The sequence below is a fragment of the Nostoc sp. EspVER01 genome (assembly GCF_034530635.1).
In the GTDB taxonomy this organism is placed as follows: Bacteria; Cyanobacteriota; Cyanobacteriia; order Cyanobacteriales; family Nostocaceae; genus Nostoc.
In genome coordinates this window covers 348,495-369,479 of the sequence record NZ_JAVRCS010000001.1, presented here as the reverse complement: position 1 = coordinate 369,479, position 20,985 = coordinate 348,495, and the positions used below count along the sequence as shown (strand labels likewise).

At 42.0% G+C, this 20,985-nt stretch carries 16 protein-coding genes; 9 read left to right on the top strand and 7 right to left on the bottom strand.

Going from position 1 to position 20,985, the window contains the following annotated elements; translation table 11 throughout:
* Nucleotides 1-124: 124 nt before the first annotated feature.
* On the bottom strand, nucleotides 125-3,142 hold the full coding sequence (locus RMX69_RS01495) for a GAF domain-containing protein (protein ID WP_289799716.1): 3,018 nt from the start codon (nucleotides 3,140-3,142) through the stop codon (nucleotides 125-127).
* A 793-nt stretch (nucleotides 3,143-3,935) separates the two neighbouring features.
* On the opposite strand from RMX69_RS01495, the gene murJ reads away from it, so the two are divergent.
* From murJ to RMX69_RS01480, 3 genes are all read left to right on the top strand, one after another.
* Nucleotides 3,936-5,540 (top strand): murein biosynthesis integral membrane protein MurJ, encoded by a 1,605-nt coding sequence (gene murJ / locus RMX69_RS01490; RefSeq protein ID WP_322636256.1) that lies wholly within the window; start codon nucleotides 3,936-3,938, stop codon nucleotides 5,538-5,540.
* Nucleotides 5,541-5,673: 133 nt separating this feature from the next.
* A complete protein-coding gene (locus tag RMX69_RS01485) occupies nucleotides 5,674-6,195 on the top strand; it encodes an outer membrane beta-barrel protein (protein ID WP_289799718.1) in 522 nt (173 codons plus the stop codon).
* Between the two features lie 209 nt (nucleotides 6,196-6,404).
* Nucleotides 6,405-6,698 carry a hypothetical protein gene (locus tag RMX69_RS01480; protein WP_289799719.1) on the top strand — a complete coding sequence of 98 codons (294 nt, stop codon included), beginning with the start codon at nucleotides 6,405-6,407 and terminating at the stop codon, nucleotides 6,696-6,698.
* Here RMX69_RS01480 and RMX69_RS01475 read toward each other — a convergent pair.
* From RMX69_RS01475 to RMX69_RS01460, 4 genes are all read right to left on the bottom strand, one after another.
* A complete protein-coding gene (locus RMX69_RS01475) occupies nucleotides 6,695-9,577 on the bottom strand; it encodes a DUF3769 domain-containing protein (protein ID WP_322636254.1) in 2,883 nt (960 codons plus the stop codon). The genes RMX69_RS01480 and RMX69_RS01475 overlap by 4 nt on opposite strands.
* Nucleotides 9,578-9,774: 197 nt before the next feature.
* Nucleotides 9,775-9,891 carry a photosystem II reaction center protein I gene (locus RMX69_RS01470; RefSeq protein WP_041566417.1) on the bottom strand — a complete coding sequence of 39 codons (117 nt, stop codon included), beginning with the start codon at nucleotides 9,889-9,891 and terminating at the stop codon, nucleotides 9,775-9,777.
* Nucleotides 9,892-10,474: 583 nt separating this feature from the next.
* Entirely contained in the window at nucleotides 10,475-11,176 is a 702-nt protein-coding gene (locus RMX69_RS01465; RefSeq protein ID WP_322636251.1) for an acyltransferase, read from the bottom strand.
* Nucleotides 11,177-11,833: 657 nt separating this feature from the next.
* The gene (locus tag RMX69_RS01460; RefSeq protein WP_174707946.1) at nucleotides 11,834-11,971 is read right to left on the bottom strand and encodes a hypothetical protein; all 138 of its coding nucleotides are present in this window, start codon (nucleotides 11,969-11,971) and stop codon (nucleotides 11,834-11,836) included.
* A gap of 613 nt (nucleotides 11,972-12,584) precedes the next feature.
* Between RMX69_RS01460 and RMX69_RS01455 the strand changes: the two genes are divergently transcribed.
* The 4 genes from RMX69_RS01455 to RMX69_RS01440 all read left to right on the top strand — a co-directional run bounded on the left by RMX69_RS01455 (nucleotide 12,585) and on the right by RMX69_RS01440 (nucleotide 16,714).
* Entirely contained in the window at nucleotides 12,585-12,908 is a 324-nt protein-coding gene (locus RMX69_RS01455) for a hypothetical protein (protein WP_289799722.1), read from the top strand.
* 561 nt (nucleotides 12,909-13,469) lie between these two features.
* Entirely contained in the window at nucleotides 13,470-16,034 is a 2,565-nt protein-coding gene (glgP, locus tag RMX69_RS01450; RefSeq protein WP_289799723.1) for an alpha-glucan family phosphorylase, read from the top strand.
* Between the two features lie 130 nt (nucleotides 16,035-16,164).
* Nucleotides 16,165-16,440 (top strand): hypothetical protein, encoded by a 276-nt coding sequence (locus RMX69_RS01445; RefSeq protein ID WP_289799724.1) that lies wholly within the window; start codon nucleotides 16,165-16,167, stop codon nucleotides 16,438-16,440.
* A complete protein-coding gene (locus RMX69_RS01440) occupies nucleotides 16,421-16,714 on the top strand; it encodes a hypothetical protein (protein ID WP_322636249.1) in 294 nt (97 codons plus the stop codon). Before RMX69_RS01445 ends, RMX69_RS01440 begins: the two co-directional genes overlap by 20 nt.
* Nucleotides 16,715-16,922: 208 nt before the next feature.
* On the opposite strand, the gene RMX69_RS01435 is transcribed toward RMX69_RS01440, so the two are convergent.
* Both RMX69_RS01435 and RMX69_RS01430 read right to left on the bottom strand, forming a co-directional pair.
* Complete coding sequence (locus RMX69_RS01435) at nucleotides 16,923-17,390, bottom strand: DUF29 domain-containing protein (RefSeq protein ID WP_289799726.1); 468 nt, start codon at nucleotides 17,388-17,390, stop codon at nucleotides 16,923-16,925.
* A gap of 37 nt (nucleotides 17,391-17,427) precedes the next feature.
* A complete protein-coding gene (locus tag RMX69_RS01430; RefSeq protein ID WP_289800131.1) occupies nucleotides 17,428-18,168 on the bottom strand; it encodes a DUF429 domain-containing protein in 741 nt (246 codons plus the stop codon).
* Nucleotides 18,169-18,319: 151 nt separating this feature from the next.
* Between RMX69_RS01430 and RMX69_RS01425 the strand changes: the two genes are divergently transcribed.
* Both RMX69_RS01425 and RMX69_RS01420 read left to right on the top strand, forming a co-directional pair.
* The gene (locus tag RMX69_RS01425) at nucleotides 18,320-19,579 is read left to right on the top strand and encodes a glycosyltransferase family 4 protein (protein ID WP_289799727.1); all 1,260 of its coding nucleotides are present in this window, start codon (nucleotides 18,320-18,322) and stop codon (nucleotides 19,577-19,579) included.
* Nucleotides 19,580-19,933: 354 nt separating this feature from the next.
* Nucleotides 19,934-20,800 carry a calcium-binding protein gene (locus RMX69_RS01420; RefSeq protein WP_289799728.1) on the top strand — a complete coding sequence of 289 codons (867 nt, stop codon included), beginning with the start codon at nucleotides 19,934-19,936 and terminating at the stop codon, nucleotides 20,798-20,800.
* The last annotated feature ends 185 nt before the right edge of the window (nucleotides 20,801-20,985 follow it).

The window sequence follows — 20,985 nt, the reverse complement described above, 5'->3', positions numbered from 1 at the left end:
GATCGCATCCCAAAAAACGTCCTAAACTATAACGCAATGGCAGTTATGATGCCTTCGGGGAACGGAGGAAACCCAGGCTCCCCTATTTAAGATTGACTGAAGAATTGTCAAAAATCAGTCGCCTTTAATTACCGCAGGGAATTTCAATTAAAAATTCTGTTCCTTCTCCTGGTTTAGAGGAACATTTCATCTGACCATGATGTTTTTCAACTACTATTTGATGGCTAATAGACAATCCTAACCCCGTACCTTTACCTGGTGCTTTGGTAGTGAAGAAGGGATCGAATATATGCGATCGCACTTCTTCTGGAATCCCCAGACCATTATCAGCTATTCTTATTACAATCTGGTTATTAATCGTTTGCGTATTAATCCAGATAGTCAAAGGTATTCTCGGACACGTTTGTAATAATTTCAAATACCTTTGCTGTATAGTGTTAAACTTTTCCTCTAATGCATCAATACTGTTACTCAAAAGATTCATAAACACTTGATTTAATTGCGCGGGATAGCATTCGAGCAAAGGTAAATTATCATATTGTTTAATAATCTCAATGGCTGGGCGTTCATTATTATTTTTGAGGCGATGCCCTAAAATTAGCAAAGTACTATCTAACCCTTCATGAATATCTACTGGCTTCAATTCAGCCTCATCTGTACGAGAGAAGTTTCGTAGTGATAGCACAATATCACAAATCCGCTCTGTTCCTACTTTCATTGACTCAAGGGTTTTGGGTAAATCTTCGATGAGAAAGTCCAAATCACTCTTGTCGATTTGCTCTTGGATAGTTGGCAATATTGAGGAGCTTTGACGGTAAAGTTTCACTACCTTTAGCAGTTCTTCAGTATATTCATTTAAATGGATAAGATTGCCAAAAATAAAACTGATGGGATTGTTGATTTCATGGGCAACTCCAGCAAGTAGTTGTCCTAATCCCGCCATTTTTTCACCCTGAATTAACCTAGTCTGAGTTTGTTTTAATTCTTGCAGAGTTTGAGAAAGTTCCAAGGTTTGACGTTTAGTTTGCTCGAGTAATTCTGCTTGCTGAATCGCAATTCCTAATTGCACCCCAACTTGAGCCAGTAAATTAATTTCTTCCTCTTTCCAATAACGCGGTTGCGAATTTTGATAAGCAACTAATAATCCCCATAATTTTTCACCTTCCCGAATCGGCACAAAGGTTTCGTTACGTGGAAGTTCGTTATCGTCGTCTGTGTCCTCAAAAGTTTCTATAATCATTGGTTGGTCTTGTACAACAGGTTTCCAACCATCTTTAAAGGAATCTGCCACAAATTTACCACTCCAATCCGGGTTGAAGCGGTAAATTGCAATTCGCTCGACTTCTAGCAACTCTCGTACAGCTTGAGTCGTGGTTCTAAAAATAGTTTTAATATCGAGTGACTGGCGGATTTTATCAATAGTTGCAGCCAGCAGTTCTTGACGTTCCATTGCTTTCTCCCGTTCAGTGGCTTCTGCTAACTGGACAACCTGCATTTGAACTTGCTTTAAATAAGAATCCTGTTTTAATGCGACTCCTAATTGTTCGGCGATTTGACTGGCAAATTCAATCTCAGAAGATTGCCAGTAACGAGGAGCGGTGCATTGGTGAATACACAGCAATCCCCAAAGTTCACCTTTTTTTAATAGAGGTGCAACCATATTTGCCCGCACTTGAAATTTTTCTAGGATTTGGACGTAGCAACCGGGGAACTTTCCTTGATAAATGTCAGCGATCGCATTTACTCGACCTTGGGCGTAAAGGTGTGCAAAGTTTTCTCCGAAACAATAGTCATAAACTTTTTCTGCCATTACCGAGTTACACTCAGGTACAAAATCCTCAGAAATAAATTCCCCTTCCCAATCTTTTTGCGGGTCAAAACGAAAGACTGCCACTCGGTCTGCTTGCAGCATTTGCCGGGCCTCGGTGACAGTAGTCTGGAAGATTGTATCTAAATCTAGAGACTCCCGAATTCGAGTAATCACACTAGTTAATGTCTTTTGTTGCTCTGCTTGGTACTGAGCGTATGCCAGCAACTTATGGTGTCGAACTGCTACACCAATTTGTGTACCGATTTTGATCAGTGATTCGACTTCATAAGATTCCCACTCTCTGGGTGAGGCATTTTGGTAGGCAGCAATGATTCCCCAAAGTTGATCTCCTTGGAGAATAGGGGCAGTTGCAAAGGCTTTTGCCTGGAATTGCTCCAACAGAGTTACATGGCAGTTTGTTAATCCAGCTTGGTAAATGTCATTAACTATAAAAGTCTGGTTGTCAACGTAACGCCCACCTTGCGTCTGTTGTAAATAAGTATCAGCGATCGCAGGCTCAACCCCAACTAAGGGAGTCCAGCCTGACGTAAATGATTCCGCAACAAAGTTACCACTCCAATCGGGATTGAAGCTAAAAATGGCAACTCGGTCAGCTTGCAACAGCTTACGTATTTCTTGAGTTGTGGTTTTAAAGATAGTTTCAATATCAAGGGGCGAGCGAATTTCATCGACAATTTTAGCTATTACTTGGTCGCGCTGAACTGCTTGAGCCAATTTTGTAGCTTGCAATTTGACTTCATGGAGATGCTTTGCTTGTTGAATGGCAACAACAAGATGGTCAGCAATTTGACGAATAAACTCAATTTCCGATTCTTTCCATTCACGAGTCTCACTGCACTGATGAATGCAAAGCAATCCCCACAGTTCTTGCTTCCGCGATAGAGGGACAACGAGGTTGGCCTGTACCTGAAATTTACTCAAAATTGCCAGATGACAATCACTCAGTCCCGCATTAAAAATATCTGCTACTGCTTGCACTCGACCTTGTTGATAACTGGCAGCAAATTGTTCTCCAAAGCAATGGTCGTAAACTTTTACTGTCATTGCTGAGTCCCAGCCAATTGCAACATCTTCAGAAACAAATTCTCCCTCCCAGTTTTGTTCGCGGTCGAACTGGAAGACTGCTACTCGGTCAGCATTAAGCAACTGACGCACTTGTGTAACAGTCGTTTGAAAAATTTTTTCTAAGTCAAGAGATTCCCGAATTCGGACAATTACACTCGCCAGAGCTTTTTGTTGCTCTAGTTGCTCTTGAAGTTGAGCGCTTGACAAAAGAAGTTGATTTTCTGTGAAATTTGAATTGGGTTCCATTGCTCTGGATTATCTCGTTTTTATACAAGGGTTCCTCACACCAAAGTTCATAGGCTTGAAGGGTGTCAAAAGTATGACAAACTGCAAATTTTTACAGTGTTCAACAATTTCCCAGAAGATGGTTATTGTTATAGTTCCCCTTTCTCGATCTATCCTCGTAATGAGTTAAAAAATAATTTTGGCTTGTACACAACAAAGGAGGTGACTAAGTTATAGCGGTTCTCGGTTGAGTGAGGTACAAGAACCCCAACCCCTCCCCTCTCCCAAGGGCTACGGTGTACACACAAGTCGAAAAATCAATCCTCTACAGTGAAACTGTCACGCCCACCCATATCCCGCCCAGAACTGAAGTTCAGGGCTGATAGCGAAACTCCACTGAAAGTGGACTAAATAATTAATTCAGTCCACTTTCAGTGGACTTTGGCTATGAAACTCGGAATTCATTCCGAGGCGGGATAAAAACACAGTGCGAGATTCATTCATAAAGAAAGATATAGACTTGTGTGTACACCGTAGGCAAGCGAGGAGGCAGGCTAAGATGTACCTCATGTGATTAGGAAACGCTATAGTATGGCAGGGACAAATCAGAAAAGCGACCTCACCACTTTTGAATCGCGTTCGCTGTATCATAGCAATCTCAGGAATTTAATTCTGGGCGTAGGCATTGCTTTGCTTTTGCCCTGAGCGTAGGCATTTAAAATTACTAATTTGTCAAAATTTACCTGACAGACTGTGGAATTTCAGGTTAAATGTTTTAAAGTATGCACTCTGCAAGAGTTGTCGGGTATTATTCGTGACACAACAAGATCAAAAACCCTCTCGTTCTTTCGCTGGAATTGCTGGCATTGTTGCCGCAGCCACATTAATTAGTAAAGTCTTCGGTTTAGTGCGGCAGCAAGCGATCGCTGCCGCATTTGGTGTTGGTGCTGCTGCCACTGCCTATAGTTATGCCTATGTTATCCCTGGCTTTTTATTGATCTTACTCGGTGGCGTAAATGGGCCATTACACAGTGCGCTCGTCAGCGTTTTAGCCAAGCGTCGCCGAGAAGAAGCGGCTCCCCTAGTGGAAACCGTGACAACGCTGGTAGCTGGAGTGCTGTTGCTGGTGACAGTGGCTCAAGTTTTCTTTGCGGATGCGATCGTTGATTTAGTTGGTCATGGTTTGGAAGCGACAACTAGAGCGATCGCCATTCAACAACTCCGCATTATGGCCCCGATGGCTTTATTTTCAGGATTAATTGGCATTGGCTTCGGTACTCTTAATGCAGCAAATCAATATTGGTTACTCTCTATTAGCCCTCTATTATCTAGCATTACCGTTATTATCGGCATTGCTTTGATGACCATGCAAGTGGGCAAGGACATTATCAAGCCAGAATACGCTTTAATCGGTGGTATGGTATTAGCCTGGGGAACCTTGGCAGGGGCAATTCTCCAATGGCTGGTGCAGCTAATTGTTCAGTGGCGGTTAGGACTAGGTACGTTACGCCTGCGGTTTGATTTTAAATCCCCAGGTGTTCAAGAAGTGATCAGAATCATGACTCCGGCAACAATTTCTTCCGGGATGATGCCAATTAACTTTGCTACTGTGCTTTACTTCGCAAGTCCCATCCCTGGTGCTGCTGCTGGCTTTAACTATGCTAATTTGCTAGTGCAAACTCCCTTAGGGATTATTTCTAATATAATTTTGCTGCCTCTGTTACCAATATTTGCCAAACTTGCCGAACCAGAAAATTGGGACGATCTCAAATTACGTATTCGTCAGGGACTCCTACTTAGTGCTGTCACCATGCTACCTCTAGGAGCGTTGATGGTAGTGTTATCTGTACCCATTGTTCAGGTAGTGTATGAGCGGGGTGCTTTCAAGCAAGATGCTACACAGCTAGTTTCCGAGTTGCTAATCGTTTACGGGATTGGGATGTTTGCTTACTTGGGGCGTGATGTCTTGGTGCGGGTATTTTATGCCTTGGGTGATGGGCAGACACCTTTTCGCATTAGTACTTTTAATATCTTTCTGAATGCTCTGCTCGATTGGATTTTAGTTGGGCCTTTTGGTGCCCCCGGCTTGGTGTTAGCAACAGTGGGTGTAAATTGCAGTTCCCTGTTGATGCTGTTATGGTTGCTCGATCGCAAACTCAATGGTTTACCTTGGCGGGAGTGGAGTTTGCCGATTTTGGGTTTGACTGCCGGTAGTGTGGTAGCTGGGGTTGCAAGCTATGGGACTTTGGTTGCTTCTCAACAATTCTTAGGTAAAACGGGTTTACTAGTTCTGTTGTTGCAATTGTGTATATCTGGCTTCGTGGGAATTGCGGTGTTTGCTGCGATCGCTTCATGGCTGAAAATACCAGAGGTGAATATTTTTATCTCTCGTCTACGTCAGCGTTTTTTGAAGAAATAACTGTTACACCCAGGTGGGTGAGAAATAATTCAGCCACTTGGGTGAACCAGGTGCGTGAGGTTACATTTTGTAAAAAAAGAGATTCTAGTACTAGAGAACATTGATTTTACCTAACTCTAGTGAGAATAACTCTATGAAACTGACAAAATTAGCTGCCTCTGCACTTGCTGTTGCTTCCATTATCCTCTCAGCTGGCGTTGCATCTGCTCAAACAGCAGGTACTAACGGTACTAACGGTAACTACATCGGTGCTGGTGTTGCTGTTGGTGCAACCAGTGGCGGACAAGGAAACGATGAAGCCCAAATTGGTGGTAATATTCAAGGACGATACGCCGTACCCAATGCCCCTGTTTCACTGCGGGGTTCTGTGTTGTATGGTGGCGATGCTGCTGCAATTATGCCTATCGTGACTTATGATGCCCCCATCGCCAAAAATACTAACGTTTACTTCGGTGGTGGTTATTCCTTTGTAACTGACGAAGGTCAAAAAACTCCATTGGGCAATCGGAATTCACCTGTAGTCACCCTTGGGATTGAATCAGAAGTTAGCAAAAATGTCATTGCCTACGGCGATACTAAATGGGGTATTGACGCCTACAAAAATAGTGATGCTGATGCTGTCAGCTTCCAAGCTGGATTAGGCTATCGTTTCTAGTGATTACCACCTAGAAAACGGCCTATTCACAAGCTAAAGCAATGCTGTTTACCAGCCGTAATAGTAATTCATTCTTTCATACCTGAGTACTCTATTCAGGTATGAATAGTTTTTATTGATGATTTTGATAAAAAATGATATTGGCTAGTATTGATACTTTCTTTTAAAGTGAAATGAGTAATTGAGAATACACGTATAAGATATTACTCATGAAAAAGATTAATCCCACTCCAGAAATAGTTGGTGAAACAACTGACGTGGAATCTTGGCTGATGCGAGCAGGGCTAAGATTTTCCGACTTAGGTAACGATGCTACAAGTATTGCAATCCGTAGGCAATGGCGAGAGTATCAAGCCGCAGTTCATAGATGCTGTGTAACCCTACACCAACCACCATCAGGCGTTCAACTAAGCGGCGACTATGCCAACTTGAGAATACCTGACGCGGTATTTACAAATTGTGCGATCAATCGCTTGTCGAGTCGTCCCCAGTCCTTAGACTAATTATCCTGTTGCACGCCGCCCACTACTGGCTTAATTTCCGAAAATGGATCGGTGCCGCCACCCCAGTTAAAATCACTAATTCGGACGGTGAAGCCGCCTAACTCCAACACCGGATTGTAACGCAAGGTAATGCCATAGGTGCGACGGCTATATTCCAAGATGTAGTCAGTGCTAGTTTCTTTACCAGTATCCAAGTTAACAGATGTTTGGAAGCCTAAGCGAAAAGGGCCATAGATTTGCTGTGATATCCCAGCGCTCAATACTTTGTTATCAACGGAGCGGTCAAACAAAAAGGGTGATAATCCGCTATTTAAGCCTTGAGATAAGCTGACATTAAAGGCGGTATAGTCGAAAAAAGGTCGAGAAAAATGACCAATTTGCCCTTGTAAGCCAATTGTACCAATTAGAGTACTTTGGTTATCACCATTGCTGTAATAACTGGTAGTGCCTGTAAGGCTAGCGATCGCTTGCAAATAAGGAACTACAGGGGTAGCGGTGTATCGTAATCCCTCAGTGGCAGTAGGTGGTAATGGTTTTCCCTGCCACAGCAACAGCCCTCTACTGAGGGTAGCACTGCCTTGTAAACGACCAAGTGAAATGCGATCGTTTTCCCGCACTGGTTCTAGCAAGTCTGGGCGATCGGTGTTGGCATCAATATACTGGGCACTTACCTGGTAGTTGAGGTTGATGCCACTTTTTCCTAAAGGAATTACAGGAGAGCTAATAATGCCGCCAAAACTGCTCTGGACAGTTTGAAAACCCAGAGTACCGTTATAGAGGCGATCGCGGTAGTTATATTGCACATTCAATGTGTGGGGAAGAGAAGTGCCTAATGTCTGGCGTAATCCCAAATTCATTCGCAAATTCTCTTCCACGTCATTCAAGTTAAAACTAGTTAACTCCCCAGTTCCTTGAATTATCGTTCGTGGACTCAAAACAGAATTTATCTTGGTCTTCACACCAAACAGTGCCCCTAAGTCACCCGTGCCTTCTTGCACAGCTCTCTGTAATAATAACTGGGGCGTGATCGTCCAGCGTGTCTGTTCTGTATCGATTATTGGAAAGCCACGCTCAATATACAAACCACCCCGATCTTCTCCATCGTAGCCGGGGGAAACTATTGCAGGTGAAACGTCCCGCTCTCGGCGATCAATAGTCCGCTCATTCAGCGGAATTGGTAAGGAGACTGTTTGATCCAATACCAAACGCTGCCCCTGTGTCCTGATGCGGTCTACCAAGGGTGATTCTCGCGTCAAAGTTACTGTATTTGCGCGTAATTCTAACTCTGGGGGCGAAAATGGATCGTTGGTGATGCGGACATTGCTTGCCTGCCAGCCTTGCGGATAAAAGTCAATTTGTTCAGCTTCAAATCTGAGCCGATTGACTGCACCCCCTGTTTTTGGTGGCGGGATGTTGCTTGCATTTGCCTGACCACCAATTGTCACATCAATTCCTCCAGGGCTGCTGACACCAGAAAGGGGTTGATTGGCTCTAATGCGATCGCTGGGGGGACGTTTTGAAACTCCACCAGCATTTACAGCTGTGGGTGAAAAAGCAAAATCTGTTTGTGCTGAGGGTACGTAAATTTCTCCTCTACCATTTTCCAGTTCCCCACGATCTTGAACAAAGTTATAGGTAAAGCGTTGTCCACGTAGTATCTGATCGCCCCGTGTTAAGGTTACGTTACCTTCTCCCGCAGCAATCATGTTGTCCAAATTGACTTGTAAGCGATCGGCATCCACCACCGCTCCATCAAATCGCACAATTACATTACCTACAGCTGTAATAATTCGCTGTTTCTCGTCATACTCTTGCCGATCTGAAGTGACTTCTACAATTCTTGGCCCGGCTGGTGGTGTGGTAGCTGGTGCAGTTGTACCAGATAGTTGAGTTTGTGGCTGAGTGGTATTTACTTGTGGTGTAGGCGTTGGGACTTGGCTTTGTTGCTGGAATTGGGACTTAAATTCTACAGCGATCGGTACAGAGAGTTGGTTTGTGGGCTTACGAGATTTAAATGTTATAAAATTTTGTACTGATTGAGAACTCGGTGCTAGATCGGCAGCAGATACAGAGATATTGTCTTGTTTTAGAGACTGTTGTGCAGTAAGGTCGCGTTGCTGTTTTTGTTGGGTTAACTTCTCAGCTAAAATTTCTGCTTTGGATTTGCCTAACTTGTTGCTGTTTGTGGCAGTTGGGGCAATTTGAAGAGGGTGTTGAGATTGGGCGACAAGGGGACTTGGAGAAACTCTATAGCTAAAGCTAGAAGAGTCCAAAAAGGTTGGTTTTGCTCCACCATTAGAGTTTGGATTTAGCGATGGCTGACCGAGTTTTTGAGCAGGCTCATCTTTTGCGTCTTGCTCTGAAGCCTCCGCTCTAACTTTTTTTTGCAAGGCAGCGGCTTCTCTTTGCATCTCCCGTTTACGCAGTGCCGACATCAGAAGAAGTTCCGAGTGGCGGGGTTCGACGCTCGGACTTGTCTTTGTGTATTCTGTAACTTGACTATTAGAGGTTGTAACCTCCTGCGTGGGATAACCAACAACCATTGGCTGTCCCAAAAGCCCAGCAGTTGCAGAACCGGGGAGTGGGGAACTTTCTGGTGGAAAGGTTTCTGGTGAATGAGGTACAGAATAAGTTTTCGCAACTACCAAGTCATCTTGAGTTGAGTCGATCGGAGTTGACAATAAAGGATCGCTTTTAGTGTTACCCGAAATTGCCAACTGAGCCAAATTCTTGGGCTGCTTGGATTTGTCTATCTTTTCGTGTATTCCAGTATCTACACCTGAAAGAAACTTTGTATGACTAGCAGATGAGGCGGGATTTACAGGTTGTAAAGATTCAACGATAGGAGGCGGATTAGGTGGCAGAACTGGATGAAGCATAAGTGAGCAAAATCGGGCTAACAAACAGCCAAATGACAAAGGGAAGGATTAAACATACATTTTGCCTTCCGACTGTCGCCTTCTGCTACCTACAGCAAGCTACTTGGAGGAAGAAACTTACTAAATTTTCGCTTAGTAAGTTTCCGTGGCGTTTAGTATTTTCCGCCTTCCAAAGTCGCGGATGATTTATCGCCCTCTTACTCTAAGTCCCGACGGCCGGGGTTACGAGCTGGATCGTTCGACAAAAATCCGAAGATGAAGATAGTTACGAAGAAGGCAACAACAATATAAACAGCGATTTTTAAAGTCAGCATAGAAATATCTCCAACGGGTAAAACAAAGAAAGCTTTTCTTTCGGTATCTGCAATGCAGAAAAGATAGCTACTTTATATTACCCAAATCTCGTCCCTTTTTTAGAGGACTCTGGGGACTCAGGACTAGCAATGTCTACCCTACGGTTATTGATAACGCACAAGATGTCAGTTGTCTGACTTGTAGATGCCCTTAATAAAGATAACCCAGAGACGTTTACCCTTGTGACGTTGACTGATGGCAAAGGTTTCCCAAAAAAGGCAACAGGTTACAGAGGATAGTTACTATTCCCCATACCTTTCAGGAGTGCTGAGTTAGGAGTTATTATTTCTCCTCTGCTCCTCGTTCACTGAGCGTAGTCGTTGGCGAAGCCTCTCGTAGAGAAGTGCTGCTCCTCTGCCCCTCCGCCCCTCCTTTCAAGGGCAGGCTTTTAGGCTTTCGATAAATAGTTGAGAATGTTCTCAATTATTGAACGTAGTTTTAAGTTCTCAGACAATGGTTTTGGTTTTAAAATCCCAAAAATTTGTCTAATCAAAAAAACCTGCCCCAGAAAGCTCCGCCCCTCTGCCTCTTATACCCAATGCCCTATTTCTCAACTTGAAGCTTTGCTATATCTTTGCTAATTCGGTTTTTGATTACTCGTGCAGGTATGCCGACAGCAACGGAAAAAGGAGGAATATCTTTATTAACAACTGCTCCCGCACCAATAACACTGCCTTTGCCGATAGTAACGCCATCTAATACTGTTACTCCATGTCCTAGCCAACAATCATCCTCAATCACAATTCCCTTGCGAGTAACACCTTGGTATTTAATCAACTCCATCGGATCGGCAAAATTATGATTATTGGCATATATCCCTGAATGGGCAGCAATTAAGCAGTGTTTACCAATTTTAATGTCTCCTGGCCCCTCAATACACACATTGGGAGCAATGAAGGTGTCTTCATCAATATGTATATACGTATCTTCCAAACACCCTATATCAACGTTACGCTCAATCGCGACTCTATTTCCTAGATGAATTCTATTATTTTTGTGTCCTCTCGCATCCATCCGCACACCCTTGAAAATATAGACTCCTGCGCCGATCTCAATACAAGAAGTACCGTTAAATTCAACACCATTTTGAATATACACCGGGCTGCCTATCTGGCTAAAAATACTACGATATCCTAAATTACGCAACTTTGGGCCGAGAAGAAGTGTTGGAATATCTCCTAACAGTGTAGTTACTAAAAGTTCTTGCACGCGCTGCAATTTGGAAAAATATTGCTCGTTCTGCATGGCTACATATCTCTTTAATCAATTTTTGTTGACAGTGTTTCAAGTTGTTTTGGCTGTATCCTAATCTTTTGCCAATACCAATAGGCTCCGTGTGTATTAATACATGAGCTAGCAGTATCACCAAAATTTTCCAAGATTTTTAGATGGTTTTCCAACATTTGAAAAACCAGAGTATGGCTTTGACTATGCAAGCAATTCTTGAGGTTAGGTGTGTAGAATTACTCAAGTATTATGCACAATTACGTTAAGTCGCTAGCAGATTTTGTACTATATGCACGTAAAACTTTGGCTTATTTTTCACAAAATCAATTAACAAAAAAATTTCAGTGCATTGCCGGGTCAAAACTCAGACTTTTAAATTGTCTGATGGAAAATTTGCTGGTTTAGATAGACTACTGTTTTGGTTATCTGGCAAATTTGAAAAGCTTGCTACCGCTAACAGCACTCCTAAAGTAAATAGAGACAGTGTTGTTTGTCTTGAGGCATTTCTTCTCAAGCAATTTTAGTCTTTTGAAGCAACTCAGTTTCACAAGCTATTTTGCAACAAAAAATACATTTAACTAGACTATATTCAAAGTTTAGATAAAATTTATGCCTAGCATAACAATGTAATTATTGTTGGATTTCTATGGGTATTTGTGCCCAAATAAAATCCAATTAGGGTGGATTATCTCCCACATCAGCCATCACATTGAAGTTAACCATCGGTGCAAACAAGTAAGCGCTTCCCCGACTGCTATGACGGCTTTCTTGCAACGAATTTCTAGAGTATGCTGCTCCAATCATGTTGCACACGGATGATTTACAGACTAACCAATTCACGTTTGTAATGACATGAATGGTTTTTAATAACAATTGTTTTTAACGATAACACATTTTATTTTTAGTGGAACACTCTCATGAAATAAGTTTAGTTCCAGAGTTTATTGTTAATGAGAATGAAGGAGATAAGTTAACTTTTTTACTAGAGCGATGCCTTCGGTGGGCAAAGCCCAAGCTACTTACAAATATTTTTATACACTTAGATAAAATTCATTGAGGAGGGAGATTTAAAAAATCCTGTCACCGGTTATTGGCATTTTTGCCTATATTTATCTTATTACTGATAAAAGTAATTTTATGATTGAGCTTTCAACTTAGATTGATATCTACTATGCTTGTGACACCCTCTTAGTTAAAAAGCCAAACTAGCTCAAAATATTTATTTTGTCCACATACTTGCTATCTAAAATATTGTGAATCACCCATTCGGGTGAGCCAAAAGGGTGATGTGTGCTTGGTACTACTCGTTATAAATTTTATTTAAAGAAAGCTAAAACGTAGCTTAGTTTCGAGGATAAATCTACAAAAAAACATCTAATTTCCCAAATTGAGGTATCGGTTTTAACTCACATACTTGGTTCAAATTATGGCTTTAATTAAAGAAATTGTACAAGAAGCTCTAACTATCGGCTCTTTGAGTGTTGTAGCCGAAGATCAACTGCGATCGCAGCTTCAAAGTAATTATGACTCAGAAGACCTAGATGCCTGGATCATTTTACAGCGAGCTATTGCAGCAGGTGATGTAAAACTTGAGTCGCGCCGAAAAAAAGCTTCCCCATCTCTTAAAGCCAAGGACACTTCATCAAGTATCAAACTAGCTTATCAAATGGCAGCAGAACTGGCTTATGCAGCAGCTGTAGCTCTGACAATGACAAAAAATACTAAAGATCAGCCTTCACTAGGTGCATAAAATAACACCTTTATAAGTTATCTTCCTGATTTAGTGCAAATATTTCATACCAAGTAGTTAGCATAGGTGTAGCCCGCCCCAGGCATCGCTTTTCTTAATTAACTGCTTGGTAGGGCTTTCATCCGATTATTTATGGGGTTTCCCTTCTGCTTCCTGGCTTGAGAGTGCTGAGTGCTATCTTTGATAGCCCAATTTTATTAAAAAATAATTAAAAATTTTACTTTACTGGACACAGCTATGGGGAATTTTCACCCTCAGCCAAGAATCTCGAATTGATCCCCGGAAGCAATACTAAAATAAATATAAATTATTTATTCAAAACTAAATTTTTTTAAGTGATACATACCAGTCAATGATTAAATTTTAATATACCAAGTACATGGCTCAGAGTCAGGCATAGAATTAGAAACACCTTGGTGTAAACTTTAGCAACGAGGTTAAAAATAATTCTCAATGCTTAACAAAGTCATCGCTTTTTCACAAACTACTGTATAAAGAATTGGCAACATTGGTAAAGAGAGTAAACAATAACCATAGCTAAACTTGGAGTTTTGCCAACCTATGCAGCCAATTCGCACATTTAATGTATCTCCTTCACTACCGCCGCGACTCGAACCACTACGGCGGCTGGCATATAACTTGCACTGGGATTGGAACGTTGAAAGTAAAGACTTGTTCCGTCGCTTAGATTCTGACCTGTGGGAGTCTAGCCATCATAACCCGGTGTTAATGCTGGGTACGATCTCTCAATCGCGGCTTCTGGAAGTTGTCGAAGATGAAGGCTTTTTAGCGCAAATGGATCGAGCTGACCGTCAGTTAGACGATTATTTGCAAGAGCGCACCTGGTATCAGAAACAACGGGAGCAGAAACCAAAAGAATGCTACGCCTATTTTTCGGCGGAATTTGGACTTGTAGATTGTTTGCCCGTTTATTCTGGAGGCTTGGGCGTTCTGGCGGGGGATCACCTCAAATCTGCCAGTGACTTGGGTTTACCGCTTGTAGGTGTAGGTTTGCTATATCAGCAAGGCTACTTTGCCCAGTATCTCAATGCTGATGGCTGGCAGCAAGAACGCTACCTGCTCAACGATTTTTATAATATGCCCTTGCATCTAGAGCGCAATGCCGATGGTTCTGAACTGCGGATTGCGGTAGATTATCCAGGACGCAAGGTATATGCCAGAGTTTGGCGCGTACAGGTAGGAACAGTACCTCTGTATCTGCTGGACACCAACATTGAACCAAATAACACTTACGACCACGACATCACAGACCAGCTGTACGGTGGCGACATCGATATGCGTATCCACCAGGAAATCATGCTGGGGATCGGTGGTGTGCAAATGCTCAAAGCTTTGGGGCTGAAAGTTACCGCTTACCACATGAATGAAGGCCACGCCGCCTTCTCTGCCCTAGAACGCATCCGCTTGCTAATTCAGGAAGAAGGACTGAATTATGTCCAAGCTAGACAGGTGGTCGCTTCCAGCAATATCTTTACCACCCATACGCCAGTACCAGCAGGGATTGACTTGTTCGCTCCCGACAAAATGCTGCACTATCTGGGATATTACGCAGATATATTTGGGTTGCCCAAAGAGCAATTTTTAGGACTGGGGCGTGAGAATACAGGCGATTTATCTGGGCCTTTCAGTATGGCGGTGCTGGCGTTGAAAATGGCAACATTTTCTAACGGTGTCGCACAACTGCATGGTGTGGTGTCGCGGCAAATGTTCCAAGGCTTGTGGCAGAAAGTGCCAGTGGAAGAAGTACCGATCGCAGCAATTACCAACGGTGTTCATGCTCGGAGTTGTGTGGCGAAATCGACTCAAGAATTGTACGATCGCTACCTCGGCCCAAATTGGTCATCAGCACCCCCAGATAGCCCATTATGGGAGCGGATGGACGCCATACCCGATGAAGAATTGTGGCGCAACCACGAACGCTGCCGCTTGGATATGATTTTGTATGTGCGGGAGCATTTAGTTAAGCATTTGACCGATCGCGGCGCTTCTGCTTCTGAAATTGTCCAAGCCCAAGAAGTTTTAGATCCTTACGCTTTCACCATTGGCTTTGCTCGTCGGTTTGCCACCTACAAACGCGCCACCCTTTGGATGCGCGATTTGGATCGCATTAAGCGGCTTCTGCTGGCTAACAAAGACCGGAAAGTGCAATTCGTGATTGCTGGTAAGGCACATCCTAAAGATATCCCCGGTAAAGAACTGATCCGCGAGATCAATCACTTTATCCGCGAACAGCATTTAGAAAAACAGGTAGTGTTTGTTCCTAATTACGACATTCACATCTCCCGGTTGATGGTTGCGGGTTGCGATATCTGGTTAAATACACCGCGTCGTCCACGGGAAGCTTCTGGTACTAGTGGCATGAAAGCCGCAATGAATGGATTGCCGAATTTAAGTGTACTAGATGGCTGGTGGGATGAAGCTGATTACGTCCGCACAGGCTGGGCGATTGGACATGGAGAGAATTACGACGATCCTAACTACCAAGATGAAGTAGAAGCAAATGCTCTCTACGAGTTGTTAGAGAAGGAAGTTGTACCGTTATTTTATGACCATCGGGATACTGATGGTTTGCCCCGTCCGTGGGTTGCCAAAATGAAGGATGCAATTCGGTTGAATTGTCCGTTCTTTAATACAGCGCGGATGGTAGGAGAATATGCACAAAGGGCTTATTTCCCGGCTAGCGATCGCTATCATACCCTGACTGTTGATAACTATGCACCAGCCAAAGAACTAGCCGCTTGGAAAGAAAAACTGAGCGAACACTGGTTCAACATCAGAATCAAAGATGTTGACGTATCCGCAGCTTCAGATATTGAAGTTAACCAAACCGTTGCCGTCAAAGCCAAGGTTGACTTGGCAACTTTGACCAATGATGATGTGCAGGTGGAGCTATATCAAGGTGCGATCGATGCCAATGGTGAAATTGTCAACGCTGTGCCAGTAGTCATGGATTACCAAGGCGAAGATGGACAGCAATTGAGTATTTACACTGGTAATATCATCTATACCGCTTCTGGTTTGCAAGGTTTATCTTTGCGTGTATTGCCGAAAAATCCACACCTAGCTAATCCTTATGAACCAAGGTTGATTGCTTGGGCAGAGTAAGAGTGCTGAGTAGTTATTGAATATTCAAGAATAGGCGTTGCTGATTTAAGTTGAGCAACGCCTTTTATTGTGCGATGCAGTCACATCTCAAAAATAATTATTGCTAGAATGATGAGGAATTATAAGAGAAATGCGATTTGACTGGGATAATCATAAAAGTCAGCTTCTTAAGCAAAATAGGGGATATTCTTTGGAAGAGGTCGCTACTATTTTAGCAGGCGACTATGTAGAACGAATCAAACGAGATGATCCAGAACAATTTATTGCTATTGGATTTCTGGGAAACACCCTTTTGTCGGTCATTTACGAAGTTCGTTATGACGGCGAAGGGGAATATATTTGGTTAATTACTTATTGGAAAAGTACGAGACGGGAGAGAGAAATCTATGAACAATATTTCTATTAAAGAACTTGAAGAAAAAATTGCGAAGGGAGAGGAAGTCGTTGATCGTTATTTTGACTCCACGACAACAAGAGTCGGAACACCTCGTCAAATGACCTCACGAAGACGACAGGATATAGTCACAACAAACCTTGAAATTCCTAGTCCGATGCTCAACGAACTCGACAAAATGGCAACCGAACTCAATATTAGCCGTCAAGCTGTGATTAAAATGATGCTAAGACGCGCTCTCGATGAACACTATTTGGCCAAGAACCAGATTAAATCAGAAATTTAATTGTGTAGCTTGCCGCCGTAGGCATCACTTTTTGTGTGTGCTGTTACCAGAATTATTCAAATTTCACTCTGGAAACTTCATGTTTTGAGTAGGAAAATCAATCACTGAGGGAAATTGTTTGAGAAGTATGAAGTATTATGTTTAACACCAAAATCTCTGAAATATAAGATGAGACGTTGCTGATTTAAGTTTAGCAACGCCTTTTATTTTACAAGTTTTCAGGTAGATAATTAATATCTAGTAGCTGTTCTAAAGTATAAATACAATGTTGAGGTAGGTTATCTAGTTTACCCTCAGTTTTATCAATTACATACCCTAAAGCATCATCATAAATTGATGCTAATTCATTTTGTAAATATTGATATAAATTCGTTGTCAAGTTACGTTTTAATTGATTTCTAAAGCTTCTAATTTCTGCTTTCCAATGTCCCGAATTATATTGAGATTCTTGTGCCCAGTATTGCAGCAGCAAAAGATGTCTAATAATTTGTTCTAATAAACTAGCAACCTTGGCTTTGTCTCTACGACCCAAATTTTCTAGCTCCTCAATTAAATTCTCTAAATCTAATTTTTCTAAATGGTTAGCTTTCAAGAGTTTGATTGTTTCCTCTAACCAGAGATGATCGTCAATTTCATATAGCTCTTTTAAACTCAAATTAGAACTAACTCTTTGCATAAAACCTCTTTGAATTAAATCTTACTACATTACAATTTTAGGCTAATATTCTCTGAGGGATGACAATATAGCCAGTGGTGCGATCGCCTAATACCAAATTACGTTGTTCTCCCCAATACCACCAGTATGCAGCAACATAAGCACAAATTAGGCTATCTAGTTTATCTTCGGTTGCTTTGAGGGCTGCGCCTGTGGTGGGAATTTCGGAAGGGAAAGAACCACAGAGGCGCAGAGAAGACAGAGGAGGAGAGAAACAAGGGAGAATATCGAGAAGATAATTTTGGAGTTTAATTAGTTCTAGACGGCGCTCATTGAGTCGTCCTTTTTTGTATTTGAGGATGCGTTCTAAGTTGAATAGGTTAACAATTGCTGGGTGGGGAAAGACTTCTATTTGATATCTGCTAAGTTTTTGTGGTTCAATGGTGGGTGCATGTGCAAAACCGCGTGATTCTAATTCTAAGCCAAAGTTGACGGTGCGCTCTGCGAAGAGTAGGTTTTGATTAGCTGGGTAGCATCCCGCATGATATTTACCAAAGTATTTGTGGCTAAGTTTATCGGGGAGACGACTCCCGGTAGCGTTGGGTATGAGGGTAGGTGCATCTACGGCGATGATGGCTGGTTCGTTTGCTTGGACGCTTTTATCGATCCAGGAGAGGATGTCTGCAATGGCATCTTTGCGGTCTAGATCGAGTAATTGTAGTTGTCCATCTACCCATTCTAAACAGCACAATCCACTTGGTTGCGATCGCCAGCCTAAATCAATGCCAATAAATTTCATGGTCATAACACGAATTTGCGATTATTTTCGCATTTTCGGGCAACCATTTACCTAAATTTACTTGTTAAAAATCGTGATAAATAATCTTATAATCTTAAACAGCTTGTCTTAATTTATTTTATCTGGTAATAAATTAATCAAGATTATTCCAATGAAAATTTTATTTTTACATCCCAATTTCCCCTCGCAATTTCGCAATCTAGCGATAGTTTTAGGTAAAGATCCTAATCACCAAGTCGTCTTTGGGACAAATCGTCGTGAAGGGGAAATACCTGGCGTTTTCAAAGCTATTTATACCCCTTCTCGTGAAGCTGCGCCTCAAACTCACCACTATGTTCGCAACCTGGAAAATGCTGTTCTCAACGCTCAAGCTGTCTATCGCGTGGCAGAAAAATTAAAATCCGAGGGTTTCTTTCCAGATATAGTTTATGGTCATTCTGGTTGGGGGCCGACTTTATTTATGAAAGATGTTTTCCCCAAAGCAGAATTATTGTGTTATTTCGAGTGGTTTTACCATGCTCACGGTTCCGATGCAGATTTCGATCCCAACGAGCCGTTGAATGCTGATGATGAATGCCGCATCCGCGTGAAAAATGCACCGATTTTAACTGATTTATATAGCTGCGATCGCGGACTTTCTCCGACTAATTGGCAGCGTCAGCAGTTTCCCAAAGAATATCATAGCAAACTCACTGTAATTCATGATGGTGTTGATACCAATTATTTTGTTCCCAAACCAGGCGCAAAGTTAGTTTTACCAAGAATAAATCTGGATCTTTCTCATGTGGAAGAGTTGGTAACTTATGTAGGACGAGGAATGGAACCTTATAGAGGTTTTCCACAGTTTATGGAAACAGTAGCGCTAATTCAGCAGCGACGACCTAAGTGCCATGTGGTAGTTGTCGGAGAAGATCGGGTTGCTTATGGTAAAAATCTCCCCGATGGTCAGACTTATAAACAATTAATGCTAGAAAAATTATCTTTGGATTTATCGAGGCTGCACTTTACAGATAGGCTTCCTTACAATGAGTACCTTCAGGTTTTGCAAGCTTCTTCTGCCCATGTTTATTTAACCCGTCCATTTGTATTATCTTGGTCAATGTTAGAAGTAATGGCAGCAGGATGTTTACTAATAGCTTCTAAGACTGCACCAGTATTGGAGGTTGTACAGGATGGGGTGAATGGACTGCTGGTAGATTTCTTTTCTCCCCAGAATATTGCTAATAGGATTGAAGAGGCGCTGAATAATCCTCAAGAGATGAATGCAATTCGAGCGAATGCACGAGCGACAATTCTGAAGCGTTATGATTTAGCGAAACTATTACCACAGCATTTGCAATGGATGTTCGCTGGCAAAAATTCTGATAGTTTGAAAAAGCGTCCAAGTTCTAAAGGATTTGGTAAAAATTAGTCATTGGTCATTAGTCACTTGCATAAATATTTTTGACCTCAAGCAAAGGTGCAAATAAAAGCCTGAAAAGCAATAATTTTGCAAGAAGCATATTAATCATTAGTTATTGATCAAGAGCAAACGACAAATGACCAATATAACTCTTGAAGAGGCTGCACCAACGACTAAGCTTAGTACAAATGACCAATGATATTATGTCCGCTAAATTACTTATTAAACCTGAAGAACCCCACCCCGCCAAAGCTATGCTTTGTCTCCCCGCTTGCGGGGAGGAGGTGGGGTGCAATGACTTTGGAAATCATAACTAATTATACGGACATGATATGACAAATAAAGATAAAAGCGATATTGAAAATGCGAATTATTTTTACCATTGCCCATTTTTTCAAACCTAGCAATGAGGGTCGTCATGCTTCCCAACGCAAAGACCCGCAACCCCGTTTGGAGGCGTTAACTAAAAGTATTACCGCCTTACACCAATTATTTGGTAAATCTCAAAGTATTATCAACATTGCTCAACGACTAGCTTTTCCTGCTAATCAGCCGCAGTCTCACGAACTAGATATTGTTATTTGTACAACTCAAGATAATCATCTTCTGAATCAGCTTTCCTTACCATCCCATTTATATAGGCATCATTCTACTAAAGCAGAACCTCTACTTTTGGGGTTTGAGTGTCAAGCTGTTCTGCAAAGTTGTCTCGGTCAGTATGATTATTATTGCTTTCTTGAAGATGACTTAATTATTCATGACCCTTGGTTTTTTATCAAATTAAACTGGTTTACCCAACAAGCGGGTGATTTAAATTTGCTTCAGCCAAATCGTTATGAAGTCTCTCCCAAAGCTTTGGTTTACAAAGCTTATATTGATGGGGATTTGGCTTTGCGAGTAACTGCTCCTTTTCAAAATGTGCAAGATCAACAGGAACTCAATGGTGCAATTATGAATGCACCAATTACCTTTCGTCGTGCCCTCAATCCTCACGCGGGCTGCTACTTTTTAAATGCAAATCAAATGGCTTACTGGGCTAATCAAACCTATTTTCTTGACCGAGATATTAGTTTTGTTGGCCCTTTAGAAAGTGCTGCCACATTAGGAATTATGAAGACATTCAAAATTTACAAAACTTCACCAGAGCAAGCAAGCTTTTTAGAGATTCAGCATTTTGGAACTGGATTTCTGGGGCTAATTGGCGGACAGGTGGGTTTGGTAGACAGGTAAATCGAATTTAAGAGTTTGGTTTTTGTGAGCAAAATTAATGCGATCGCTAATGTATTTTTATAAGTAGCGATCGCTCAACAATCAACTAGTCTTAAATTTTAACTAATGGTCTCCGACTGGGAACGAGTTAAAATCTCTCATCCCATAACGGCGAGTTGACCTGGAAAATGTCAAAATTAAATGAG